We start from the raw sequence: 24,108 nt of genomic DNA, 5'->3' as shown, positions 1-24,108 counted from the left end.
AAAAATCATAAAAGTCCTTCGTACTGTATGCATTAACATGAAACAGGATGACGGAATACCAAACTCCCAAGGATCGAAAATACACCGAGACATTGATCCAGTCTGCTCCGAAAGAGGCAGCGGCATTTTTAAATCTGAAGCATACCGCTGAACGAAGTGACGGCGTCATTCCTGTCAAATACAGGGAACTTATTTCCGTAGCAGTGGCACTGACGACACAATGCTCCTATTGTATTGAAGCCCATATGAAAAATGCGGTGGAGGCGGGCGCTACCCGGGAAGAGATCGGAGAAACTGTGTTTATTGCGGCAGCGCTCCGCGCTGGTGGTGCCGTTGGAAACGGCCTCTTCGCCATGCGTATTTATGAAGAAGAAGCCGCTAAGAAAAGTTGATTTTTTTATACAGTCCGTCTGCAGCAGCGCATACCAAGAAATGGCTATGCCTGCGAGACCATATCCGTTGATATTTTTTTACGAAAACCTAACCAGGCGTTATCAGATGGAGATCACGCTTTGGCAAGTTCGAAATAAAAGGTGCTGCCCATGCCGATTTCACTGTTCACGCCGATGCGCCCGCCCTGCGCCTCAATAAACTCCTTGCTGATCGCAAGGCCGAGCCCTGTACCCGTTTTGGAACTGCCGGGCACCTGGAAGTAGCGGTCAAATATTTTGTTTCGGTAACGGCTGTCTATCCCTTTCCCTTCATCCTGCACGTGGAATTTTACGCCTTCTCCGGTACTCGTGAGCTGAATGTGGATTCTGCCTTCCTGCTGCGAGTAGCGCACTGCATTCGTCAGGAAATTGATCAGCACCCAGGCGGTTTTTTCCATGTCGGCTTTCACGTCGGCAAGCTGCTCGTCTGCATGTACAACCAGCTCGATCTGCTTTTGCTCGAGCGGTGTCCTCACCGCTTCAACGGCGTATTTCAGGATGGCGTACGGGCTGCTTGACTGGATATTCAACTGGATATTTCCCGTCTCTACCTGGGACATATTCAGCAGCTCGCCCGTGATTTTCAGCAACCGGTCACTGTCTTCTTTAATGCTTGACATCAACTGCTTTTGCTCCTCGTTCAAGTCTCCTGTCTGCCGGCTTTCCAGCAGCTGCAAGCTCATTTTAATGGAAGCAATCGGTGTTTTCAGCTCATGCGAAACGGTGGCGATGAAGTTGGTTTTGGCAAAATCAAGCTCCTTGAAAGGCGTGATGTTTTTTAAAAGGATCACCTGTCCAATACATTTTTTGAGCCGCTCGCCGGTTGGCACAATCATGATATCCACTATTTCTTTTTCAAAATAGCTTTCCTTGTCATCTGCATAGATTTTTAGCGATGGCGCAGCCGGATTGCCCATACTTCCATGCAGGCCCTCTTTTTCCCGGATCAATGCACGGATCAGATCATTCTGTTCGGCCAGCTCTGTGGCAGACTTGCCAAGCAGGTCGGTAGCCGCAATCCCCGAAATCTTGACAGCCTCTTCGTTGGCAAACAGTATCTTTTTATTTTCATCCAGCCCGATTACCGGCTCATGCATGTTATTGATCAGAGCTTCTATACGTTTTTTTTCAATCAGAATCTGCGACAGGTTGCTGTTGTTATACTCTTCGAGCTTCTCAGCCATGGTATTGAACGAGCTGGCCAGCTCGCCAAATTCGTCCTTCCCGGAAAAATGAAGCCGCTCGGCGTATTTTTTAGCTGCAATTGCCTGGATGCTTTCAGTCAGATCCCGGATCGGGTTGCCTATATTGCCCGGAAGATTGATCAGCAGCGTCAGTGCAATCAGAAAGCAGACAGTCCCCGTCAGCGCAATCCATATGAATGCAGACCGGACCGTAGCCAGCGCCTTGTCACTCTTGGCCCGGATCGCTTCCATGTTAATCCGCGTAAGCTCGGCCAGATCGTTCCGGATCAGAACCGGCAGTTGCGGGTTATCCGTATCTTTTTTCAGCGCATTGTAATGGCCTGCAATTTTACGCGTCACGGCTCCTTCTCCCGGCTCCGTCACATTCAGCTGCTGTTCTTTCAGGTTTCGCTCAAACCCCGTCCATGCTTTGGGTCCTGCGTGTATCTCATCCATGGCCAGAAACATGCTTCTGCTGTAATCCAGGGTCTTGTAGTTGTCCTGCAGGATGTTTTCCGTATCTTCCTTGAGCGCGTAAATGTAGCCGGCCGCAATCAGCGACAATGCAAGAATCATCAAAAAAAGAACCCCGAGTCCAAGCCGCAGTTTGGTTTTTATTTTCATAGAGCAAATCAGAATGGTTATGCTAGGACAAGATAACCAGGTCAATGTCCGAAGATGAAAGTTTTTTTAAAAGATTATTGAAAAGATTGGTGGCCAGGATGATCCTGATCAGGTTGATGTGAGGCTTTCCAAGACAGATGGTTGTAATTTCGCGCTGCTCGGCTACCTGGATGATTGCTTCCGAAATATTGGCATCCTGCACCCGGATGATTTCGGCACCCATTTCGGTGGCAAGTTTAAAGTTGTTGATCAGATGCCGCTGCTTGTCCAGAGCTATTTTGTCCTGTCTCTCATTCGGAGTCTGTACATAAAGCACAAACCATTTGCTGTTGTAATAGCTGGCCAGCCGCGCTGTTTTGCGGATCACATGCCGGGCCGTACTTTCATTGCTGCTGATGCAGGCCAGGAATTTCTCTCTTTTAGGCGCAACCAACTTGGGGATTTCCGTTTCGACTTTTCGTTCGACCTGACTGGCCACTTCTTTAAGGGCAAGTTCGCGGAGCTGCAGGATATGGTCGGGCTTGAAAAAATGGTTGAGTGCAGTCTGGATTTTGTCCGGTTTGTAGATTTTACCCTCTTTCAGCCGGGTAATCAGCTCATCGGCGGTCAGATCAATATTGACTACTTCATCGGCTGTGCCCAGCACACTGTCGGGAATCCGCTCTTTTACTTCCACACCGGTGATCCCTTTTACTTCCTCGTTCAGGGATTCAATGTGCTGGATGTTGACCGCGCTGATTACATTGATGCCCGCTTCCAGGATTTCGAGCACATCCTGCCAGCGCTTGTCGTTTTTGCTGCCTTCAATATTGGTATGCGCCAGTTCGTCCACGATCACGACCTCCGGCCTCAGGCTGATCACGGCCTGCATGTCCAGCTCATCCAGTTCTTTTCCCTTGTAAAAAAGCTTCCGGCGCGGTATAACAGGCAATCCTTCCAGTAAATCATGGGTCTCTTTCCGGTTATGGGTCTCAATGTACCCGATCTTGACATCAATCCCGTTGCGCAACAGTGCATGCGCTTCCTGCAGCATCCGGAAGGTTTTGCCTACGCCGGCGCTCATGCCGATATAGATCTTGAACTTTCCACGTCTGGATCTTTTGATCAGGTCCAGAAAATGCTGCGCACTCGGATTGGTTTCGGCCATCGGTTTGATTGGGGTTAAATAACATGGTCAGCCTTTGTAACACTGCTGCCCTGAACGGATTCAAACAGGGCCGCCGTACACAAGGAATGCCGGTCACCATAGAAATTGCCTGGCGACCGGCAAAAAAAATCAAAATGCAATGGATAGCGAAGAGGTCAAAAAGAAGTTGTCCTTTTGCGACAATCCTTTTGACAGGCTGTCATTTCTTTTGAAAAATATCCGGTCTTTACTGCCTAGATTTCGGGCTTCCACGCGCCAGAGCACACCCGGAAAAACAGCGTAATCCACGTTGGCAGAAATACCGAATGTTTTAAAGCCGTTCCGGGTGCCTGTGGCAATAATGACGCCGTTTTTATCCTGAAAGTATTCGCCCCGGGCTGCAAGATTTACTTTCGGAGATGCCGCGTAGCGAGCGATCAGCACGGGCACAAACCAGTTGTTATAATCGCTGCTGCCCTTTGCTTTCTGCTCTGTACCATAATCAAACCCGGCAGTTATCCCGAATTTTTCTGTCAGCTGGAAAATACCGTAGAAGTTTTGGTGATAACGCATTTGTCTTGCACTGTCAGGCTTGTCGGAGCCCATAAAGGTGCTGTAGTTCAAAGTTACATTTGTTGCCGGTTTGTAGGTAACCTGCGTTCCAAAGGCGGGTGTGGTATTTCCGTCCACCCGCTGGATCCGCTGCCAGCCATTCAGGTACAGGGCTGATAAATAGAGTTTTTCATCTCTGGTAGTAAAGCCAAGCTTCACGCCTGATTCAAAATAAGGCGTATTTTCAGCGACCAGACTTCTTGTCAGCGTCCAGTTCTCCTTTCCGATAGCACTTTCAAAACCGATATGCGAAGGCATGATCCCGGCATCGATCCAGAGATTGGCACTTTTGGAGATTTTGACACCTATACTGGCTTCGAAAACGTTTTTGAGCACGCCCGGCTCGGCCCCATAATTGGCATTAACATAGGTTCCTGCTGCAAGTGCCAGATTGGCCCTGACGTGGTTTGCAGTATAGTTTGCTTTGACAAACCCCAGGTTCAGGTTCACTTCCCCGGCCCGGTTGAAATTGTAAAGAAAGCCCGGCACGGTATTGTCCGACGGCCTGTTGAAATCGTAATTGTAGTATGCTTCCGCATAGCCGCTAATAGTCAGAGGGCGCTTCGTTTCAGTAGAATCCTGGGCCAGAGCCGGTTTCAACATCACGAATCCGAATGCAGCTAATAATAAAATTTTCATTGAAATGGTACTGTAAATGAATGTAGCGGCGCTTAAAAAATCCCCGGCCCCGCGTCGCTGCCTGTAGGTGCCGGGGGCAATGTTAAAGTTTTTCCAATGCCATGTTCAGACTGAGCACATGAACCTTTTCAGGCCCGAACAAGCCTGACAGCGGCTTTTCCGTATGAGCACTGACAAGCTGCATGATTTTTGCTTCGGATACCTTCCGTGCTGCTGCTATCCTTTTGACCTGCAACCATGCCGCCCTGGGAGAAATGTGGGGATCAAGACCGCTGCCGCTGGCCGTTACCAATTCGACTGGAATGTCTTTTTTGTCTGTACCCGGGTTATGTACCAGAAAAGTGTCGATCCTTGCCTGCACTATGGCCAGGTATTCCGGGTTGGAAGGTCCTTTATTGCTGCCTCCGCTTCCGGCTGCATTGTACTCCACCGCCGACGGACGGCTGTTGAAAAACCGGTCTTCGGTAAATTTCTGGCCAATGTTGGCATAGTAGCGTTTACCATTGGCTGTTACTATTTCACCATGTCCGCTGCCCGGGGCCAGCTGTGCAATTGCCCAAACAACGGCAGGATAAATTACACAGAAAAAGATCAGCGTTACAATGGTCAGTTTGATTGCAGGAAACAGGTTCGTTTTCATGTTTTCTCAGCTTTAATGTTTTTAAGTTAAATTCTAAATCCAGAAGCTCACCACCAGGTCGATAACTTTAATTCCGATGAATGGAACCAGTATGCCCCCCAAACCGTAAATAAACAGGTTTCTTCTCAGCAGCGCGCTGGCGCCGATGGGTTTGTAAGCTACGCCTTTCAGAGCAAGCGGGATCAAAAACGGGATGATGACTGCATTAAAGATCACAGCCGACAGGATCGCACTTTCAGGACTGTTGAGCCGCATGATGTTCAGTCCTTGCAGTGCGGGTATACTGGCGATGAACAGGGCCGGGATAATGGCAAAGTATTTGGCCACATCATTGGCAATCGAGAAGGTCGTCAGCGTTCCGCGTGTCATCAGGAGCTGCTTGCCGATTTCAACGATCTCGATCAGCTTGGTGGGATCATTGTCCAGATCGACCATGTTACCTGCTTCCTTGGCTGCCTGCGTTCCGCTGTTCATTGCAACACCCACATCCGCCTGGGCAAGCGCCGGCGCATCATTGGTACCATCTCCCATCATTGCTACGAGCTTACCGCCTTCCTGCTCCTTTTTGATGTAGTTCATTTTGTCTTCGGGCCTGGCTTCGGCAATAAAATCATCCACACCGGCCTTTTCTGCAATAAACCTGGCCGTAAGCGGATTATCGCCGGTCACCATAACAGTTTTGACCCCCATTCTGCGAAGCCGCCCGAATCGCTCGCTGATGCCCGGCTTGATGATATCCTGCAACTCGACAACGCCCAGTACACGCTCGTTTTCAGAAACCACCAGCGGAGTACCTCCGTTGTTTGAAATGGTTTTCACACGTTCTTCGATCTCGGGCGGAAACGGGTTTCCGGCATTGGTAACCAGACTTCGGATCGAATCAAATGCGCCTTTCCGGATGCGGGTAGCTTCAAAGTCGACGCCGGAGCTGCGTGTTTCGGCTGTGAACTTGATAAATTTCGGATTTGAAATCTGGTAAGTCGATGGCGTCGCATTGGCCAGTTCCAGAATTGATTTTCCTTCCGGCGTCTCGTCAGCAATGGAACTAAGTACGGCGGCTTTCACGAAATGGTTGTCCGGGATGCCTTTTGCTGCATGAAATTGCGTTGCCTTTCGGTTGCCAATGGTGATCGTACCTGTTTTGTCCAGTAAAAGCACATCAATATCCCCTGCCGTTTCAACCGCTTTCCCGGATTTGGTAATCACGTTGGCACGTAGCGCCCGGTCCATCCCTGCAATACCGATGGCGGAAAGCAGCCCGCCAATCGTTGTCGGGATCAGGCACACAAACAGTGAGATGAATGCAGCAATCGTAATAGGCGTACCGGAATAATCGGCAAAGGGTTTCAGCGTCACGCAGACAATCACAAATACCAGTGTAAATCCAGCCAAAAGGATCGTCAAAGCAATTTCGTTGGGTGTTTTCTGGCGACTGGCACCTTCCACCAGCGCGATCATCTTATCCAGAAAACTTTCGCCCGGCGCAGTGGTTACCATGACCTTGATCTTGTCGGAAAGCACCCGGGTACCACCTGTTACGCTGCTTTTATCGCCACCCGCTTCACGGATCACCGGAGCGGATTCACCCGTTATGGCACTTTCGTCGATAGTAGCCAGACCTTCAATGATCTCGCCATCCGTGGCGATGTTGTCGCCGGCCTCACAGATAAAAACATCTCCTTTTTTCATCTGGGCCGACATGACATTCCGGGTTGATACAGCAAACCCCGGCTTGTTGTCGGTCACCAGTTTGGCGGGCGTTTCTTCACGGGTTTTACGCAGGCTGTCGGCCTGGGCTTTTCCCCTTGCTTCGGCAATTGCTTCGGCAAAGTTGGCAAACAGCAAGGTTAGCAGAAGGATCAGAAAGATAACAAAGTTGTAGCCAAAACCGCCCTGGGACGTATTGCCTGACAAGATCCACAGACAGACCACAAACATGACAAATGTACCTATTTCGACGGTAAACATGACCGGATTACGAAACAGGATCCGGGGGCTTAATTTAACAAAAGACTGTTTGAGAGCCTGATTGACCAGATCCTTCTGGAATAAGGATGCATTTTGATTCTTCATTTTTTTGGAACTATTGGCCATTAGCCGTCAGCGCTTCGCTTTTTGGCTGCCGGCTGGAATTTGAATTATTCGGTTTGATTAACGTATGCTGAAATATTCGGCAATCGGGCCCAGCGTCAGCGATGGGAAGAACGACAACGCGGTAATGATCACGATCACCGCCATGACCATCATTCCAAAAGTAGCTGAATCCGTCCGTAGCGTACCTGCGCTTTCAGGAATGTACTTTTTGTCGGCTAAAAGCCCTGCAATCGCTATTGGTCCGATGATCGGGATAAACCGGGAAAGGAGCAGCACGAAGCCTGTGGTAATGTTCCACCAGGGATTATTGTCACCCAAACCCTCAAAACCGCTTCCATTATTGGCTGCCGATGAGGTGTACTCATAAAGCATTTCACTGAATCCATGAAAGCCGGGATTGTTCAGGCCGGCCGCTGTGATCTCCGGAAAAGCGGCTGCCAGCGCAGTGCCTGCCAGAATCAAAAGCGGGTGCAAAAGTGCCACGATCATGGCAATCTTCATCTCGCGGCCTTCAATCTTTTTACCCAGAAACTCAGGCGTACGTCCTACCATGAGGCCGCTGATGAAAACAGCGAGAATAATGAAGATAAAGAAGTTCAGGATTCCGACTCCGCAGCCGCCGTAAAAAGCGTTGGTCATCATCGAAAGCAGCTGCATCATTCCGGATAGCGGCATGGTGCTGTCGTGCATGGCATTGACCGATCCCGTCGAGATCACGGTGGTGGCTATACTCCAGAACCCGGAAGCTGCACTTCCAAATCGGACCTCCTTTCCTTCCATAGCACCTGCTCCCATATCAATGCCCATCCGTGCGATGGCCGGGTTACCCTGTACTTCCCAGACAATCGTCGGTACACAGAGCAGCAGAAAGCCAAGAGTCATCACGCCAAAAATCATCCGGGCCATTTTCTTTCTTTTCAGAAAGAAGCCAAGTGCAAAGATCATGGCCAGCGGGATAATCATCTGAGAAAGCATCTCGACCATGTTGGTCATGTAATTCGGGTTTTCCAGCGGATGTGCCGAGTTGGTACCATAGAACCCGCCTCCGTTGGTTCCCAAATGCTTGATGGCAACAAAGGCTGCTACCGGTCCGGTGGATACTCCGACCGTGTCGCCCTGCATGCTGATCATACTGCCTTTGCCTTCAAGAGTCATTGGCGTGCCGTTGAATGCCAGGATGCCGGCCACAACGATGGATACAGGCAATAAAATCCGCGTGCACGAGATCAGCATCAGGTTATAAAAGTTACCGAGCTTACCGGCCGCTTTCTGTTTTAAGGCAATGAATAAAACAACGGCTGCTGCCATCCCTGTTGCTGCGCTTACAAACTGCAGAAACATTAAAAAAAGCTGCGACAGATAGCTTATGCCGCTTTCTCCCGAATAATGCTGCAGGTTACAATTGACAACAAAGGATATACTGGTATTAAAGGCAAGATCAGCGGTTTGCCCCGGGTTACCGTCCGGATTCAGCGGCAGCCATCCCTGATTCATGAGTACAAACATACCCAGTAAAAACCAGACAAAGTTGATCGTCAGCATGGCGGACAGATGTTGTTTCCAGTTCATTTCGGCCTTTCGGTCAATACCGCTGATGCGGAAAAAGCTATTTTCAAGAGGATTGAATACGGGATCCAGCAGCGTCTTTTCGGATGCATAAACGCTGGCAATGTACTTACCGAACGGGACTGCCATCAGGATGGTCGTTGCATACACGGCAATGACGCCTAAAATTTCTGTGTTCATTTTTATTAAGAATTGATAGCGGACCTGTTAGAATTTCTCGGGTTTGATAAGCACGTAGCACATGTAAACAAACACGCCGATGGATATGATAAATAGTGCTGCCATGATTTCAGATCTTTTCAAAAAATGCAATGGATTGATAAAAAAGCGCGAAGCAGGCGCAGCCTGCGACAACTAAGAGGATTGTAAGCATGATATAAGTTAGTTAAGTAAGAACTGGGCAAGTCGGTTTTATCGACCGTGATCATCGGGTAAAAAGCAATAAGCACAGCAAAAGAATCCGTTTGTTTTGTGATGGCCGCCGGCTTTCTTTCTGATGGATTGATACGCTTCATTTGTTTTGACTTTTCCCTGATACAATCCAAAGGCATACCAAATCGGATTAAAATATTTCAACTTGCTGATCACTAACTATTTACTAATATTTATATATTTTCAAACAACTTTCGGCCTTATCATTTTGATAGGGTGCCTTATCAAAAAAGTAGTGTCTCCCGGCAGGCAGCCAGTCACTGACCGGATTTCTGAAGACCGTATTTCCCCTTTTCCGGTAAACGGTGGTTATTCCTGTTTCAGGTAACCGGCCGGTTTCCGCCTTGTCCCCATTGCATTAGTTGAATACTTTCCGGACATGCAGTTTTTCGGCGCCATCCATTGAAAAGCTGAAAGGTGCCGGCTGTTGAAGAAGCTGGATTCGGTTTAACAAAATGTAAAAATGGTTTCAAAAATCAGCCCGTCTGCCACAGAATGGCTGCTTTTTGTTTTAAACCTGTATTGGGAAAAATGATTACCACAGCAATATTTGTTAAATATTTTTTTACATTGTGTTTTCAATCTGACATTCTGACAAGAAGCCGCCTTCATCATTCTGACTGCATGGATGGCTTTTCCCGATCGGAATGAACTTCAATTTACATCCTGAATCTTAATGAAAAGAAGAGATTTTATGCAAATGGCCGGGCTCGGCACGGGCGCTTTGATGCTTGCCTCCGTTCCGGTGACCGGAAACCCTGTGAGCGCAGCACATTTGCTTGAACCGTGGATCGATGTCGCTGCCAAGAAAAAGTTTTCGGAAATTGCGCTGAATGCGGCCAGAAGCAAAGGCGCAACGTACACGGACGTCCGGATCGGGCGCTATTTGCAGCAATATCTTTTCACCCGCGAAAAGCAGGTCCAGAACATCGTGAATACGGAATCTTACGGCGTCGGCATTCGCGTGATTGCAAACGGAACCTGGGGTTTTGCGGCAACCAGCGATGTGACCGCGGAAGGCATTGCCAAATGTGCTGCAACGGCCGTTGAAATTGCCAAAGCAAATTCAAAATTCCAGAAAGAGCCGGTTGTACTGGCCGAGCAAAAAGGAGTTGGCGATAAAACCTGGAAAACGCCTGTAAAGAAAAATGCATTTGAAATTCCCATTCAGGAAAAAATAGACCTTTTAATGCATGTGAACGGAGAGGCGATGAAAAACGGCGCCGGCTTCGTCACATCCAATTTGTTTTTTGTAAACGAACAGAAATATTTTGCCTCATCCGACGGGTCCTTTATAGACCAGGACGTGCACCGGATCTGGCCTACATTCACGGTTACGGTAACGGACAAGGCTGCCGGCAAATTCAAGACGCGCGACGCCATCAGCTCGCCGATGGGCATGGGTTACGAATATCTGGACGGGCTGGCTTCCGAAAAAATTGCCGGCCCGAATGGTCTGGTTGGGTATCGGAACTCGTACGATATGGTGGAAGATGCCATTATGGCGGCAAAGCAGGCAAAGGAAAAAATGACGGCAAAATCGGTTCTGGCCGGCAAATATGACCTTGTTCTGGATCCGAATCACCTCGGACTGACCATCCATGAATCGGTCGGTCACCCTACGGAACTCGATCGCGTCCTGGGTTATGAGGCCAATTATGCCGGGACGAGCTTTGCAACTTTGGATAAGTGGGAATCGAAAAACTTTGCTTACGGAAGCAAGCTGGTGAACATTGTAGCGGATAAAACGCAGGCGAACACGCTTGGGGCCGTCGGGTATGACGACGAAGGCGTTCCCTGCAAGGAATGGGACATCATCAAAGACGGTGTTCTGGTCAATTATCAGGCGATCCGCGATCAGGCGAAGATCATTGGCGAAAAAGAATCGCATGGCTGCTGTTATGCGGACAACTGGAATTCGGTCCAGTTTCAGCGCATGCCCAATATTTCGTTAAAACCGGGCACCGAAAAACGCAGTGTGCTGGATATGATCAAAGGCGTTGAAAAAGGCATTTACATCATTGGCCGGGGCTCCTACTCGATTGATCAGCAGCGTTATAATTTCCAGTTCGGCGGTCAGGTCTTTTATGAGATCAAAAACGGAGAAATTGCGGGCATGCTGGACGATGTGGCGTATCAATCCAACACACAGGAATTCTGGAACTCGTGTTCACAGCTTTGTGACAAAGACGATTACCGCACATTCGGCTCGTTTTTCGATGGAAAAGGCCAGCCTGCGCAAGTGAGCGCGGTTTCTCACGGAAGCGCCACTTCCCGTTTCGACGGCGTCAATGTCATCAACACGGGACGCAAAATCTGATCAAAACGCAACTGGCAGTGGATTTTCTGCTAATCAGCCACATTTTTCAAAAGCAAATCATTTTCAAGAAATGGCCATTTTATCTAAGGAAGAAGCGAAAAAAATCATTGATAAAGTTCTGGCATTTTCAAAGGCCGACGAAATCAGCGTGGGTTTGGAAGGCAACCGGACCGGTAACATCCGTTATGCAAGGAATTCCGTTTCAACAAGCGGAGAAACGACCGATCTGTCCCTTTCGGTAACTTCGATTTTTGGTAAAAAATCCGGAACGTCCACGATCAACGAGTTCGACGACGCTTCTCTGGAAAAAACGGTTCGCAGAGCCGAAGAAATCGCCAAACTGGCTCCTGACAACCCTGAATATGTGCCCATGCTCGGGCCGCAACAGTATTCGGAAACCCATTCTTATGCCGAAGCGACCGCTGCGATCAACCCGGATTTCCGCGCAAAAGCAGCATTTGACAGCATTGATCCCTGCGCAAAGAAAAATCTGACAGCCGCAGGTTACATGGAAGACACCGCCGGGTTTTCGGCCATGGGGAACAACAAAGGTCTTTTTGGTTACAATAAAGCCACATCGGTTGACTTTTCGATCACTGTGCGCACGGCAGACGGCAAAGGTTCCGGTTATGCCGCACGCGATTACAATGATGCCTCCAGATTAAGCACCGCTTCCGCAACAGAAGTGGCCATGCAAAAAGCGCTTGCATCTGCTTCGGCAAAAGCTTTGGAACCGGGAAAATACACCGTAATCCTCGAACCAACGGCTGGTGTGGACCTTTTGCAAAATATGATGCGCAGCATGGACGCACGGAACGCAGACGAAGGACGGAGTTTTCTGGGTAAAAAAGGCGGCGGAACAAGGCTTGGTGAAAAGCTTTTTGACGAACGTGTAAACATTTATTCAGATCCGCAGAATAGTGAAATTCCCGGTTCGCCGTTCAGCGGAGACGGACGCCCGCAGGAAAAAGTGATGTGGGTTGAAAACGGCGTGGTGAAAAACATGTCCTATTCCCGTTTCTGGGCGCAGAAACAAGGCGTTAAGGCAATTCCGGCACCGTCCGGATTTATTTTCCAGGGCGGAACCGAGTCGCTGGCCGATCTGATCAGAGGAACAGAAAAAGGAATTCTGGTAACTCGACTTTGGTATATCCGCGCTGTGGACCCGCAAACATTGCTGTATACCGGACTCACGCGCGACGGCACTTTTTACATTGAAAACGGACAGATCAAATATCCGGTGAAAAATTTCCGGTTCAACGAAAGTCCGGTGATCATGCTCAATAACCTGGAAGCAATCGGCAAGCCGGTGCGTGCAGGCGGCAACCTCGTGCCACCGCTGAAAATCCGTGATTTTACCTTTACAAGCCTTTCGGATGCGGTTTAAATACGATTGCCGCTCAAACCGCGAAACAATCCTCCGGTAAAAAGCGCATTGATTCTGTGGGATTTTTCCGCTAGATTATACCGTATGCTTTTTAAAAAATAATAATTCGTCACGATTAGTAAACCTATATACTTTGAAACGCAGGGACTTTATACAACTGGCCGGACTCGGAACGGGAGCGTTCATGATGCCCGCCTTTGCAATGGGCAGGAATGTTTCACCCGAGGCATTTCTTGAAAAAAGCATCGATACAGCCGTCAAGAAAAGGCTTGCCGACGCCGCGCTGAATGCTGCAAAATCCAAAGGCGCTTCGTATGCCGACGTCCGGATCGGCCGCTACCTCAATCAGTTTGTGATTACACGCGAGGATAAGGTTCAGAATATTGTGAACACCGAATCCTATGGCGTGGGCGTGCGGGTCATTGCGAACGGCTGCTGGGGCTTTGCTGCGGTAGTGGATGTGCACAATGAAACGCAAATGGCAAAAGCCGCCGAAGATGCCGTAGCGATTGCAAAGGCAAATGCCCGGCTGATGAAAGAACCCGTTCAGTTAGCACCTCAAAAGGGTTTTGGCGAAGTAAGCTGGAAAGCACCGATCAGGAAAAATGCATTTGAAGTACCTATCAAAGAAAAGGTTGATTTGCTGCTTTCCGTAAATGATGCCGCATTGAAAAACGGTGCCAACTATGTTAATTCCGTACTTTTTCTGGTGAATGAACAAAAATATTTTGCTTCTACGGACGGCTCTTACATTGATCAGGACGTGCACCGCATCTGGCCGATTTTCAATATCACGGCTATTGACCCGAAAAGCGGCAAATTTGAAACCAGAAACGCATTAAGTGCCCCGATGGGCATGGGTTACGACTATTTGCAATCCAATCCTTCGGACAAAATCACCGGCATAACCACGCGTTACAACAAAGGGTATGACATGCTGGAAGACGCCACTGCGGCGGCAAAGCAAGCCAAAGAAAAGCTCACCGCAAAGTCCGTCGAAGCCGGAAAATACGACTTGATCCTGGATCCGTCGCACCTGTGGCTCACGATCCACGAGTCCGTTGGCCATCCGCTGGAACTGGATCGCGTGCTCGGATACGAGGCCAATTTTGCAGGAACTTCCTTTGCAACGTTGGACAAATGGCAATCCAAAAACTTCCAGTACGGCAGCAAACAAGTGAATTTGGTTGCTGACAAATTGCAGGAAGGATCACTCGGTGCAGTAGGCTGGGATGATGAAGGCGTTAATACAAAAAAATGGGATCTGGTGAAGGACGGCGTGTTGGTGAATTACCAGGCAATCCGCGATCAGGCGCATATCATTGGTGAAAAAGAGTCGCACGGCTGCTGCTATGCCGACAGCTGGTCATCGGTGCAATTCCAGCGAATGCCGAATGTTTCACTGGCTGCCGGGAAAACGCCTTTGTCTGTGGACGAGATGATCAAGGATGTCAAGAAAGGCATTTACATCATTGGCGACGGATCATTCTCCATTGACCAGCAGCGTTACAACTTTCAGTTTGGCGGACAGTTGTTTTACGAAATCAAAGACGGCAAGATCGCGGGAATGTTGAAAGACGTTGCCTATCAGTCCAATACACAGGAATTCTGGAATTCCTGCACACAGGTTTGTGATGAAAAGGATTATCGCCTCGGCGGTTCGTTCTTCGACGGAAAAGGCCAGCCATCCCAGTCCAGCGCCGTGTCGCACGGGAGTTCCACCACGCGTTTCAATGGCGTGAATGTCATCAACACAGCCCGCAAAATCTAATCCGATCAGCCATGTCAATCATACTATCTGAATCCGAAGCGAAAGCATTGTTGCAAAAAGTACTGGCTTACTCCAAAGCGGATGAATGCGAAATTACCCTTGTAGGCGAAGAGCGGGGAAACCTGCGTTATGCACGAAACGAAGTCTCGACAAGCGGATCGCTTGTTAACCAGAATTTATCCGTTCAATCCGCCTTTGGCAAAAAAGTGGGCGTTGCGACCATTGATGAATTTAGCGACGAATCATTGGAAAAAGTGGTGCGGCGTTCCGAAGAACTTGCCAAACTTGCTCCGGAAAACCCGGAATACGTAGGCGTTCTGGGTCCGCAGACGTATCTGAAATCATCCGGTTTCTTTGAATCCACCGCAGGCATTGATGCAGATAAGCGTGCGGATGCCGTTGCCAAAAGTCTGGAATTGTCACGCGGGAAAAACCTGACCGCCGCCGGTTTTCTGGATAATCAGAAAGGCTATACGGCCCTGATGAATTCCAAAGGTTTATTCGCTTACTATCCAAGCACGAGCGTCAATTTTTCACTTACCGTCCGCACGCCGGACGGAACCGGCTCCGGTTACATTGCACGAGGTTATAGTGATGTAAACAAGCTGGATACAGCCGCTGCAACAACAATAGCAATACAAAAAGCCATGGGTTCCATGAATGCAAAAGCACTGGAGCCCGGGAAATACACCGTAATTCTGGAGCCGACTGCGGCAGCGGTTTTGCTGGAAAATATCTATTTCAATTTCGACGCCAGAAGTGCAGATGAAGGTCGTTCCTTTCTGAGCAAACCCGGCGGGAAAACAAAACTGGGCGAGAAAATCGTGGACGAGCGCGTGAACATTTATTCGGACCCCACGCATCCCGACTTGCCCGCATCGCCGTGGTCGGGTGACGGTCAGCCTTTGCAGAAAACGAGCTGGATCGAAAAAGGCGTGGTCAAAAACATGATTTATTCGCGTTACTGGGCACAAAAGAACAATGTGAAGCCCGTTCCACAGCCCAGCAATGTCATTATGGAAGGCGGCACCGCGTCGATGGAAGAATTGATCAAATCTACAAAACAAGGGATTTTGGTCACCAAACTCTGGTATATCCGCGAAGTGGACCCGCAAACTTTGCTGCTCACCGGACTTACGCGCGACGGCACATTTTACATAGAAAACGGCGTCATCAAGCATCCCGTCAAAAATTTCCGTTTCAACGAAAGTCCGGTCATTATGCTGAACAATCTGGAAACACTGGGAAAATCGGAGCGGGTTGTCAGCACGGAATCGGACCGGAATTACCTGGTTCCGCCGATGAAAATCAGGGAATTTACATTTTCATCACTTTCCGACGCGGTTTGAAGCCTTTTTTCTTTACACGAATTCAGTACACGTCCGGAAATTGGGACACTGACCAGCGAATGCCGTCCAATTTGCTGCATTCGCTGGTTGAATACACCACCATTCCCATTGTTGAGCAAGAGAAAGTGGTGCAACTGAACAGCAATGAGATTTTCAAAAGCCCTTTTTGCTATCTGAGCGGGCACAAGCTCGTCGAGTTTTCCACGCAGGAACGGGATCATTTCAAACGGTATGTACAGAATGGCGGCTTCGTTTTTGTGGATGACTGCAACCATGATATCGACGGCCTTTTTGCCAAATCCTTTGAGCAGGAAATGGAGCGCACGTTCGGTCCGCGGGCTTTGCAGAAAATACCGAACAACCACCCGATTTATCACAGCTTTTTCAAATTTGAGGACGGCCCGCCCACAACCTCTTTCGAGCTGAATGGCTGGGGCGATGATCTTGTGCACGATTACCTGAAAGCCGTCACGATCAATGGCCGGATCGGTGTCCTTTACAGCAACAAGGATTACGGGTGTGAGTGGGATTACGATTTCAGGAACAAGCGTTTTCTGGCTGTTGACAATACGCGTTTTGGGGTAAATATTGTGGTTTATGCATTGAATGCGTGAGATGCTTATGAACGCAGCAACTTCAAAAATGACTCTGGACTTTTAACTTTTAACGAACAAAAACTGCATTCTGAGGTTTGGAAAAATTGGAATTAAGCCATTATAAAACGTTGGTAGCCAAGCTGCCGCTTCTTAAAAAGGAAATTGCCAAAGTGATTGTCGGGCAGCAGGAAGCGATTGACGAAATATTGATTTCGCTGCTGGCATCCGGCCATTGCCTGCTGGAAGGCGTGCCCGGTCTGGCCAAGACATTGATGGTGAAAACCATGTCGGAGGCATTGCATATGAGCTTCAAGCGAATCCAGTTTACACCCGATCTGATGCCCGGCGACATTGTAGGAACGGAGATTCTGGAAGAAGACCACGAAACGGGCAGGAAGTTTTTCAAATTCAATCAGGGGCCAATTTTTGCAAATGTGGTTCTGGCCGATGAGATCAACCGGACGCCGCCCAAGACGCAGGCCGCCTTACTGGAAGCCATGCAGGAAAAATCGGTCACGTACGGCGGAACGAATTACGAGCTGCCCGGCCCGTTTCTGATCATTGCCACACAAAATCCCATCGAACAGGCTGGAACATACCCATTGCCCGAAGCCCAGCTTGACCGGTTTTTGCTTTACATCAGGCTGAATTATCCCAGCGAGCAGGAAGAACTGGACGTATTGAAAGGCACAACCGGATCATTCAAAGCACACATTAACCGCGTTTTGGCAGACACTGAAATCATTGAATTGCAAAAGCTGACGAGGCAAGTGCACATCAGCGACGAGTTGCTTCAATGGATCAACAGATTAGTGCGCGCAACGCGGCCAGACGGAAGTCCATCCGATTTTGTAAAAGAATGGTGCGACTGGGGAGCAGGCCCGCGCGCAGGCCAGGCGCTTGTCTTATGCGCAAAAGCCCGCGCCGTTCTGCATGAGCGTTTTGCCGTCATTCCGGAAGATATTCAAACATTGGCTTATCCGGTAATCAGGCACCGGATTGCCATGAATTTCCGTGCCGAAGCCGAAAACATCAGCACGGATCAGGTGATTGGTCAGTTGTTACGGACGGTTAAGGGCTAATCCAAAGACCGCAAGAAACGTTGTAACAATTCCTGAATCGCAAAGCGATATAATATCGGTGGCACATAAAAAAATGATCGTTATAACGATACATGTCGAAGGCATGAAAAAGATGGTTTTTAATTTATAATATGACAAAAAGCACCGGCCTTTTAGCCTCTCAACTGATCAAGCTGAAAAACCTGCAGCTGACTGGCAAGCTGGTGAGCGAAGAGCTGATGTTGGGCATTCATGCCAGCAAGCGGTCGGGAATCGGTGTGGAATTTGAGCAATACCGGCATTATGAACCCGGTGATGATCCGAAACGCATTGACTGGAAACTCTTTGCGCGTACGGACAAACATCTGATCCGGGAATCGTCCACAGAAAGTGACAAACAAGTGCGGTTTGTTCTGGACCTTTCAGGGTCTATGAATTACAGTGAAAATGGCGTTTCGCGACTTCAGTATGCACAGATTTTGCTGGCTTCGCTGAGTTATCTCTCTTACATTCAGAATGACCAGATTAGTTTGTACACCTTGAAAAACAGCGCAATACAAACCATTTCGGCGACCGGAGCTGTTTCTTCCGGCAAGCAGGCGTTCCAGAAAATATTGGTTGGATTGGAAAAAACCGTTGCCGAAGGGCCGTGGCGACTTTCGGATGAGTCAGGTGTCGGGATCAGGTTTCCGGAATTGCAATCGAAGAAAAAGGAGCAGCTGGTTTTCGTCAGTGATTTTTTGCAGGCGCAGAATGAGTGGCTGGACCTGATCAGATCGCTTGCCAGTGCGCACCGTGAAATTGTGGTTTTTCAGATTCTCGGTGATCAGGAAATGGATTTTAATCTGGACGGATTTTACCGGTTCAAAGATCTGGAAACAGGAAAAGAAATCGAGTTGGACGCGGGTTCAGTTCGGGAAAAGTTTCGTGAATCAGCAGATTTGTATCTGCAGCAACTGAAAGAAGCATTGCAGATTCCACATGTACAGTTGATCCGTACGCGCATGAGTGATCCGATCGGAAAGGTATTGAAGACCTTTTTAACTAAAAGAAAAGGATAAATGGAATTTTTGAATCCAAATTTGTTATGGGGAATGCTGGCGGTAATCGGGCCGGTTATCATCCATTTCTGGTATCAAAAAAAGGGCAAAACGATTGCATGGGCGGCTTCGCAATGGCTTACGGAGAAAACATCTTTGCAGCACCGCGGGCTTCGTCTGGACGAGATTCCGTTGCTTTTGATCCGCTGTTTGCTGGTTGTGCTGTTGTCGCTGATTTTAAGCAAGCCCATCGTCAATTGGATGAAAAGTAATGAAGATCGGAAGCAGGTCCATTTGGTTCAAAGCAAGGCAAAAGTGGCCGGCAACTTCCGGTTCGAACTGGAAAATGCGATGAAAAAAGGAGAAGAAGTTTTCTGGATAGCGCCGGGGAACGTGAAAATGACAGATATAAATACAGTTCCCCAAAACAGCGGCGAGCTGCTTTTTTTGCAGCAGACTACAAACGGATTAACGGATAAGAAGGCCGATATACAGCTTTATATCAGCGACATACAGGATGTTAGCCAAATTCCAAAAATTTATATTCCAGGTTCCTATAAAATTCATAGCAGTACGGATTCGGTGCAAAAGCCGGAAAATCCGTTTGCCGGATTGCTGGAAAGAACCGGAAAAGATAGAATTCATGTATTGGCCAATTATAAAAATGCCGGCGAGCAGCTGACCGTTCAGGCCGGGCTTTTGGCTTTGGCGGAAGTGTATAAAATTCCGTTTACAATCGATCTGAAAAAGCAGCCTGAAGCGACCTACGACTGGATTCTGACGGATAAGGCCGTGGCTGAATACAATCCCAAAACGCTCTACGTGATTCCAGCAGGAAAAAGTACGGTTCATGCTGCCGCCAATGTTATCGAAGTACAGGATTCTTTGCGGCTTGCGACATCCGATGTCGTAAGAAACGGGCAATTGCCGGAATGGCTTGGAAATCGGATGATCGCCCATTTCAGGTTAGGCAAGCCTGAGAGCAAGCAAAGTAACAAGCAGTTAGCGGCTCATTTTGAATTGGCAAAGCCGGATAAAAATAAAGAAGAAAGTATTTTCAACCCGTTGATGATGTTCCTTTTTGTGCTGACGCTCCTGATTGAACGCTGGATCGCATTGCGCAAAACGATTCGTACAAACCATGCATGAACTTAGGAAACTGATCGGTTCGGTGACAAGCCAGCTTTACGCCAGCGCGCTTTTGCAGTGTGTGCTGCTGGCCGCTTCGGCTTATCTTTTTGTCTCTGCATTTACGGGTTCTGCGCACACGATCAGCGTGTTGTCAGGCGTTGCCGGTTTTGCAGCCGGCATCGGGTTGACGCGCGTATTTCAAAACAAAAAACGGACAGCTATATCGCTCATTCATCAATTCGTGGACGGCACGGAGCATAGTCTGCATTTGCTGGACAAGGCGGAGCTCAACCTGGCGGAACAACTGCAAATGGAGCGGATTGCAGGAAGGCAGTTTGATTTTCCCTTTTTGCAATTGTATCGCGGATCCGGCGCTTATGCTGGTTTATTGGTGTTTGCGGCGGCATTTCATTTTATTTACCCAACCCTTAATTTTGATAAAAAAGAGAAGAAAGTGAGCGTTAATGAGCACATTAAAACACAAAAGAAAAATTCGCTTGTGGCACCTGAATTTAATTCTGCCAGCGTCATAATCATTCCGCCTGCTTACACAAAACTGCCAAAGCGGGAGTCCGGTGACCTCAATGTGAGCACAATTTCCGGTTCGTCGCTGCAATGGAAAATTGCTTTTACACACGCTGAAAATCTTGAAGTCCGGTTAGCCAACAATCGCGGGGAAGAAATTGCATTCCGTAGAAAACAAGGTTCTTTCATCCATTCCGACCGGCTCACGGGCTCGGGTTTGTATGCCATTAAAGGCTATTGGAAAGATTCGCTTGTTTATCAATCGGAGTTTTATAGGCTGGAAGCCATTCCCGATCTCGCACCAAAAATAGAGCCTGCTTCCAAAGAGCTTTACAAATATCATTTTTTGAAAGACAAGAAAACCATTCGCATTTCGGCCAAAATTTCTGACGATTTTCTGGTGAAGCAAGCATTCATTGTAGCGACTCTGGCGAGAGGTTCCGGTGAAAATGTAAAGTTCCGCGAAGTGAAATTTCCTTTGGCGCCTTCGGATTTCAAACAGGCCCGTTTGCAAAAAGAGATTGACCTGAATGCGTTGAACTTTGCACCCGGCGATGAATTGTATTACTACTGGGCCGCGGTTGACAACAAAACCCCGCAAGCCAATTTCAGTAAATCGGATACGTACTTCCTCGTTTTTAAAGATACAGCACAGATTGAAGAAGCCGAACTGGCAACGATGGCGGTGAACATCATGCCGGAATATTTCCGGAGTCAGCGGCAGATTATTATCGATACGGAAAAGTTGATTACCCGGCGTAAGAAGCTGGCGAAGAAAGAATTTGCTTCGGTATCCAACGAAATCGGCTTTGATCAGAAAGTGCTCAGGCTGCGTTACGGACAGTATCTGGGCGAAGAATTTGAAACCAGCATTGGCGGTGGCGGGGCTCCGCCTCCGGGAACGGACGGCGGAAATATGCTCGATGCCTTCACGCACAAGTCGGACGGGGAAGGCGAAGCGGCCGAGCGGAGAGCATCGGAGCCGGCGCATCAGGACACGCATGAGCACGGAAATGAGCATAGCGACGCAGCTGAAAAAGATCCGATTGCTGCTTTGATGGAACAATATGTGCATGCGCACGACGATGCGGAGACGAATACTTTTTACGAGGAATCGACGCGCAGCTTGTTGAAAATGGCACTGGAACAAATGTGGCAATCCGAGCTGCATCTGCGCATGTATGAGCCTGAGAAAGCATTGCCCTTTGAGCATAAGGCACTTGAATACCTGAAATCTGCACAGCATAAGGCGCGCACGTATGTGAAGAAAAGCGGCTACGATCCGCCGCCCATCAAAGAAAAAGAAAAGCGGCTGAGCGGAGAACTGAAAGAAATCAGCAGCGATTTGAACAGTGTGAAATTCTTTGATGATAAAAGCACAGCGCAGCTGGCAGCCGAAATTTCCGGTTATCTGGAGATGAATATCCGTTCTGAAAAACAGCAGCTTCGCTTACAGCAAATCGGGGCGGCACTCAGCAACCGCCTCATCAGCAGCGGGCCTTTTAACGGTGGACTAAAGCATTGGGAAATAATCGGGGTGCTGCAAAAGCTCGTCAGCGGGAAACCGCTCGCCAGAAAAGAAATGCAGCATTTGAAATCGGATCTTGCCAGATATACGGATCGTTCCGAGCAAAGCAAACGCGGCTATTCAAGCGAAAAGAAACTGGAACAAGCGTTCTGGAAAAAAATGCAATGAACAAACCAAAAGCCGCCCCTTGAAAACCTGCGCATGATTGAATTTGATTTTAACTGGTCTGAACCGTTTAACCTGCTCCTGCTTGCATTCACCGCCGCGCTGCTTCCGTTGCAGTTGGGATTGCTGTTTCGTCAAAAGTCGAATATTCCGGGTCAAAGATTCCGGATCAAGACCGGCTTGAATGTGCTCCTGTGGCTCGTCGTCATGGCGTTTATTGTTCAGCCTTATATAAATGGAAAAGCAAAAACTTCGGTTGGCTTCGTTGCCGGGAAAGATTTGCCTCGTGCGGTTGCCAATGCGTTGCTGGACAGTTTATCCAAGTCGGGAAAAGTTGTTGCGGATGATCCGGAAGCAAGCATGCCCGATACATTGATTCTGGCAGGCCAGGATTTTGATTCAGCACTCTTTCCGAAAATCATGCAATCGCAGCAGCTGCCGGGTTTTATCCAATGGATTCCCTACTTCCAGAAAGATTTGCCTTACGATCTGCATTGGAAAGGACTGGTCCGGAATGGTGAAATGCAGGTTCTGCACGGGCGGATCGAGTCCACCCGAAAGCATTTTGTCAGGCTCAAATACGGCGGCCAAACGCTGGACAGTGTTTCGCTGAATGCCGGGAGCAATTATTTCAGGCTGCAGTTTCCAGGTTTTACTTTGGGAAGAACAGTTGTTGAACTGACGCTCAATGAAAAAGTTGCGGATACGCTGCATTATTTCTCCCGTTCTGCAGCGCCCATGACGGTGCAGTTTATTCTGGACAGTCCGGATTTTGAAAGCCGGGCTTTGGCAAACTGGTTGGGAAAGGCGGGTCATTCCGTGATTTACACGGCTACTTTGTCCAAAGACATCAAAAGCAAACTGACGATTAACAAAGGCAAGGAACCGGATGTAATCATTACGGATGCGGCAAACGCAAGCAATCCACTGGTTAAGAAGTCATTGCTGAACGGAAAAAGTATTTTGTTTCTTAATCTCACCAATCCGCTTCTCGAAGTTCCGGCCATCAATGCTGCATTGGGAAGCAGTTTCCAGGTGCGAAAATCTTCTTCTGAAGAATCCGTTGCAATTCACTCCGGGCTTACGGCATTACCTTATTCTTTTGTGCCATCCAACCGTTATTTTCAAGTTGCCGGTTATCCTTCCGCAGTTCAGAAAACTACGGGAAATGTTGGCGTAAGCCTTTTAAACGAGACTTTCCCCTTGCAATTAGCTGGCGACTCACTTGCATATCAGCAGATCTGGAACACACTTCTGGCACCGATCCGTCCTATACCAAAATCCGGTATCGAAATTACAGCTCCTGTTTTTCAGGGCCTGGGTTCGGAAATTGCTTTGAACAATTTTCCGGAAGCGGTCAGGATGCTTGGAATAGGCACAGACACGATCTTTCCGGTCGCTTCGGCATTGAACCCACAATCCGGAAATGCCATTTTCAAACCGGCTGAGTCCGGCTGGCTTGCTTTTGACGACTCACTTAAAACAGAACTATATGTAGAAAACCGGGCTGCTCAAGCTGGACATTACCATGCTGCGCTTGTCAGAGACTTTGTCAGATCCTACCCTGTTTACAGAGAAAAACTGGCTGATATCATGCCAGGAACGGCTGCAAAAACGAACGGAGTAAATCGTAAACTTTCGGACTGGATGTGGTTTGGCTGCATCATGTGCTGCTTGCTGGCCGTCTGGATGGAAAGTAAATGGTGATTACCGTAACCATCAGCTCTGGCCTTTACTTGATAAAGGCAAAATACTGCGTAATCCAGATTTAAAGCAGATCCCCGAACCGGCTGCGGCTGCGGCAATCCAGTAGTATGAAGCTTGATAAAAGGGCTCTTTATCCCAAGATTCCTTTTCTAATACCATTAAGTAACTAATGCTATGAAA

18 protein-coding genes are annotated in these 24,108 nt (G+C 48.5%); 11 read left to right on the top strand and 7 right to left on the bottom strand.

Annotated features, from left to right (window positions below; all coding sequences use genetic code 11):
• Positions 1 to 47 precede the first annotated feature (47 nt).
• On the top strand, positions 48 to 392 hold the full coding sequence (locus FEM55_RS15200) for a carboxymuconolactone decarboxylase family protein (protein ID WP_138282203.1): 345 nt from the start codon (positions 48 to 50) through the stop codon (positions 390 to 392).
• A 113-nt stretch (positions 393 to 505) separates the two neighbouring features.
• Here the strand turns inward: FEM55_RS15200 and FEM55_RS15195 are convergent, their stop codons facing one another.
• From FEM55_RS15195 to kdpF, 7 genes are all read right to left on the bottom strand, one after another.
• Positions 506 to 2,239 (bottom strand): ATP-binding protein, encoded by a 1,734-nt coding sequence (locus FEM55_RS15195; RefSeq protein WP_138282202.1) that lies wholly within the window; start codon positions 2,237 to 2,239, stop codon positions 506 to 508.
• Between the two features lie 22 nt (positions 2,240 to 2,261).
• Positions 2,262 to 3,386, bottom strand: coding sequence for a sensor protein KdpD (locus FEM55_RS15190; protein ID WP_138282201.1), 1,125 nt, complete (start codon positions 3,384 to 3,386; stop codon positions 2,262 to 2,264).
• Between the two features lie 129 nt (positions 3,387 to 3,515).
• Entirely contained in the window at positions 3,516 to 4,616 is a 1,101-nt protein-coding gene (locus tag FEM55_RS15185) for a porin (protein ID WP_138282200.1), read from the bottom strand.
• 82 nt (positions 4,617 to 4,698) lie between these two features.
• A complete protein-coding gene (locus FEM55_RS15180) occupies positions 4,699 to 5,256 on the bottom strand; it encodes a K(+)-transporting ATPase subunit C (RefSeq protein ID WP_138282199.1) in 558 nt (185 codons plus the stop codon).
• A gap of 33 nt (positions 5,257 to 5,289) precedes the next feature.
• Positions 5,290 to 7,329, bottom strand: coding sequence for a potassium-transporting ATPase subunit KdpB (gene kdpB, locus FEM55_RS15175; RefSeq protein WP_138282198.1), 2,040 nt, complete (start codon positions 7,327 to 7,329; stop codon positions 5,290 to 5,292).
• A 78-nt stretch (positions 7,330 to 7,407) separates the two neighbouring features.
• Complete coding sequence (gene kdpA, locus FEM55_RS15170; RefSeq protein ID WP_138282197.1) at positions 7,408 to 9,096, bottom strand: potassium-transporting ATPase subunit KdpA; 1,689 nt, start codon at positions 9,094 to 9,096, stop codon at positions 7,408 to 7,410.
• Between the two features lie 27 nt (positions 9,097 to 9,123).
• Positions 9,124 to 9,201, bottom strand: coding sequence for a K(+)-transporting ATPase subunit F (gene kdpF / locus FEM55_RS25405; protein WP_194460598.1), 78 nt, complete (start codon positions 9,199 to 9,201; stop codon positions 9,124 to 9,126).
• 823 nt (positions 9,202 to 10,024) lie between these two features.
• On the opposite strand from kdpF, the gene FEM55_RS15160 reads away from it, so the two are divergent.
• From FEM55_RS15160 to FEM55_RS15115, 10 genes are all read left to right on the top strand, one after another.
• Complete coding sequence (locus FEM55_RS15160; RefSeq protein WP_138282196.1) at positions 10,025 to 11,668, top strand: TldD/PmbA family protein; 1,644 nt, start codon at positions 10,025 to 10,027, stop codon at positions 11,666 to 11,668.
• 70 nt (positions 11,669 to 11,738) lie between these two features.
• On the top strand, positions 11,739 to 13,055 hold the full coding sequence (locus FEM55_RS15155) for a TldD/PmbA family protein (protein ID WP_138282195.1): 1,317 nt from the start codon (positions 11,739 to 11,741) through the stop codon (positions 13,053 to 13,055).
• A gap of 133 nt (positions 13,056 to 13,188) precedes the next feature.
• On the top strand, positions 13,189 to 14,826 hold the full coding sequence (locus FEM55_RS15150) for a TldD/PmbA family protein (RefSeq protein ID WP_138282194.1): 1,638 nt from the start codon (positions 13,189 to 13,191) through the stop codon (positions 14,824 to 14,826).
• Between the two features lie 11 nt (positions 14,827 to 14,837).
• Positions 14,838 to 16,175 (top strand): TldD/PmbA family protein, encoded by a 1,338-nt coding sequence (locus FEM55_RS15145; protein WP_138282193.1) that lies wholly within the window; start codon positions 14,838 to 14,840, stop codon positions 16,173 to 16,175.
• Positions 16,172 to 16,789, top strand: a complete 618-nt coding sequence (locus FEM55_RS15140) for a DUF4159 domain-containing protein (RefSeq protein ID WP_138282192.1) — start codon at positions 16,172 to 16,174, stop codon at positions 16,787 to 16,789. The genes FEM55_RS15145 and FEM55_RS15140 overlap by 4 nt, the downstream gene beginning before the upstream one ends.
• A 77-nt stretch (positions 16,790 to 16,866) precedes the next feature.
• Complete coding sequence (locus tag FEM55_RS15135) at positions 16,867 to 17,853, top strand: AAA family ATPase (RefSeq protein WP_138282191.1); 987 nt, start codon at positions 16,867 to 16,869, stop codon at positions 17,851 to 17,853.
• Positions 17,854 to 17,984: 131 nt separating this feature from the next.
• The gene (locus FEM55_RS15130; RefSeq protein WP_138282190.1) at positions 17,985 to 18,893 is read left to right on the top strand and encodes a DUF58 domain-containing protein; all 909 of its coding nucleotides are present in this window, start codon (positions 17,985 to 17,987) and stop codon (positions 18,891 to 18,893) included.
• Positions 18,894 to 20,021 carry a BatA domain-containing protein gene (locus tag FEM55_RS15125; protein WP_138282189.1) on the top strand — a complete coding sequence of 376 codons (1,128 nt, stop codon included), beginning with the start codon at positions 18,894 to 18,896 and terminating at the stop codon, positions 20,019 to 20,021.
• The gene (locus FEM55_RS15120; protein ID WP_138282188.1) at positions 20,014 to 22,224 is read left to right on the top strand and encodes a hypothetical protein; all 2,211 of its coding nucleotides are present in this window, start codon (positions 20,014 to 20,016) and stop codon (positions 22,222 to 22,224) included. Before FEM55_RS15125 ends, FEM55_RS15120 begins: the two co-directional genes overlap by 8 nt.
• 33 nt (positions 22,225 to 22,257) lie before the next feature.
• Positions 22,258 to 23,928 (top strand): hypothetical protein, encoded by a 1,671-nt coding sequence (locus FEM55_RS15115; RefSeq protein ID WP_138282187.1) that lies wholly within the window; start codon positions 22,258 to 22,260, stop codon positions 23,926 to 23,928.
• Positions 23,929 to 24,108: the final 180 nt, after the last annotated feature.

It is taken from the genome of Dyadobacter sediminis, from assembly GCF_005860765.1.
Lineage (GTDB): Bacteria > Bacteroidota > Bacteroidia > Cytophagales > Spirosomataceae > Dyadobacter > Dyadobacter sediminis.
Note: the sequence above shows the minus strand (reverse complement) of the source record. Positions and strands in the feature narration are given on the sequence as shown.

Coding starts and splice junctions, on each gene's coding strand:
- FEM55_RS15200 (WP_138282203.1), top strand. CDS start 48: ATGACGGAATACCAAACTCCCAAGGATCGAAAATACACCGAGACATTG.
- FEM55_RS15195 (WP_138282202.1), bottom strand. CDS start 2,239: ATGAAAATAAAAACCAAACTGCGGCTTGGACTCGGGGTTCTTTTTTTG.
- FEM55_RS15190 (WP_138282201.1), bottom strand. CDS start 3,386: ATGGCCGAAACCAATCCGAGTGCGCAGCATTTTCTGGACCTGATCAAA.
- FEM55_RS15185 (WP_138282200.1), bottom strand. CDS start 4,616: ATGAAAATTTTATTATTAGCTGCATTCGGATTCGTGATGTTGAAACCG.
- FEM55_RS15180 (WP_138282199.1), bottom strand. CDS start 5,256: ATGAAAACGAACCTGTTTCCTGCAATCAAACTGACCATTGTAACGCTG.
- kdpB (WP_138282198.1), bottom strand. CDS start 7,329: ATGAAGAATCAAAATGCATCCTTATTCCAGAAGGATCTGGTCAATCAG.
- kdpA (WP_138282197.1), bottom strand. CDS start 9,096: ATGAACACAGAAATTTTAGGCGTCATTGCCGTGTATGCAACGACCATC.
- kdpF (WP_194460598.1), bottom strand. CDS start 9,201: ATGGCAGCACTATTTATCATATCCATCGGCGTGTTTGTTTACATGTGC.
- FEM55_RS15160 (WP_138282196.1), top strand. CDS start 10,025: ATGAAAAGAAGAGATTTTATGCAAATGGCCGGGCTCGGCACGGGCGCT.
- FEM55_RS15155 (WP_138282195.1), top strand. CDS start 11,739: ATGGCCATTTTATCTAAGGAAGAAGCGAAAAAAATCATTGATAAAGTT.
- FEM55_RS15145 (WP_138282193.1), top strand. CDS start 14,838: ATGTCAATCATACTATCTGAATCCGAAGCGAAAGCATTGTTGCAAAAA.
- FEM55_RS15130 (WP_138282190.1), top strand. CDS start 17,985: ATGACAAAAAGCACCGGCCTTTTAGCCTCTCAACTGATCAAGCTGAAA.
- FEM55_RS15125 (WP_138282189.1), top strand. CDS start 18,894: ATGGAATTTTTGAATCCAAATTTGTTATGGGGAATGCTGGCGGTAATC.
- FEM55_RS15120 (WP_138282188.1), top strand. CDS start 20,014: ATGCATGAACTTAGGAAACTGATCGGTTCGGTGACAAGCCAGCTTTAC.
- FEM55_RS15115 (WP_138282187.1), top strand. CDS start 22,258: ATGATTGAATTTGATTTTAACTGGTCTGAACCGTTTAACCTGCTCCTG.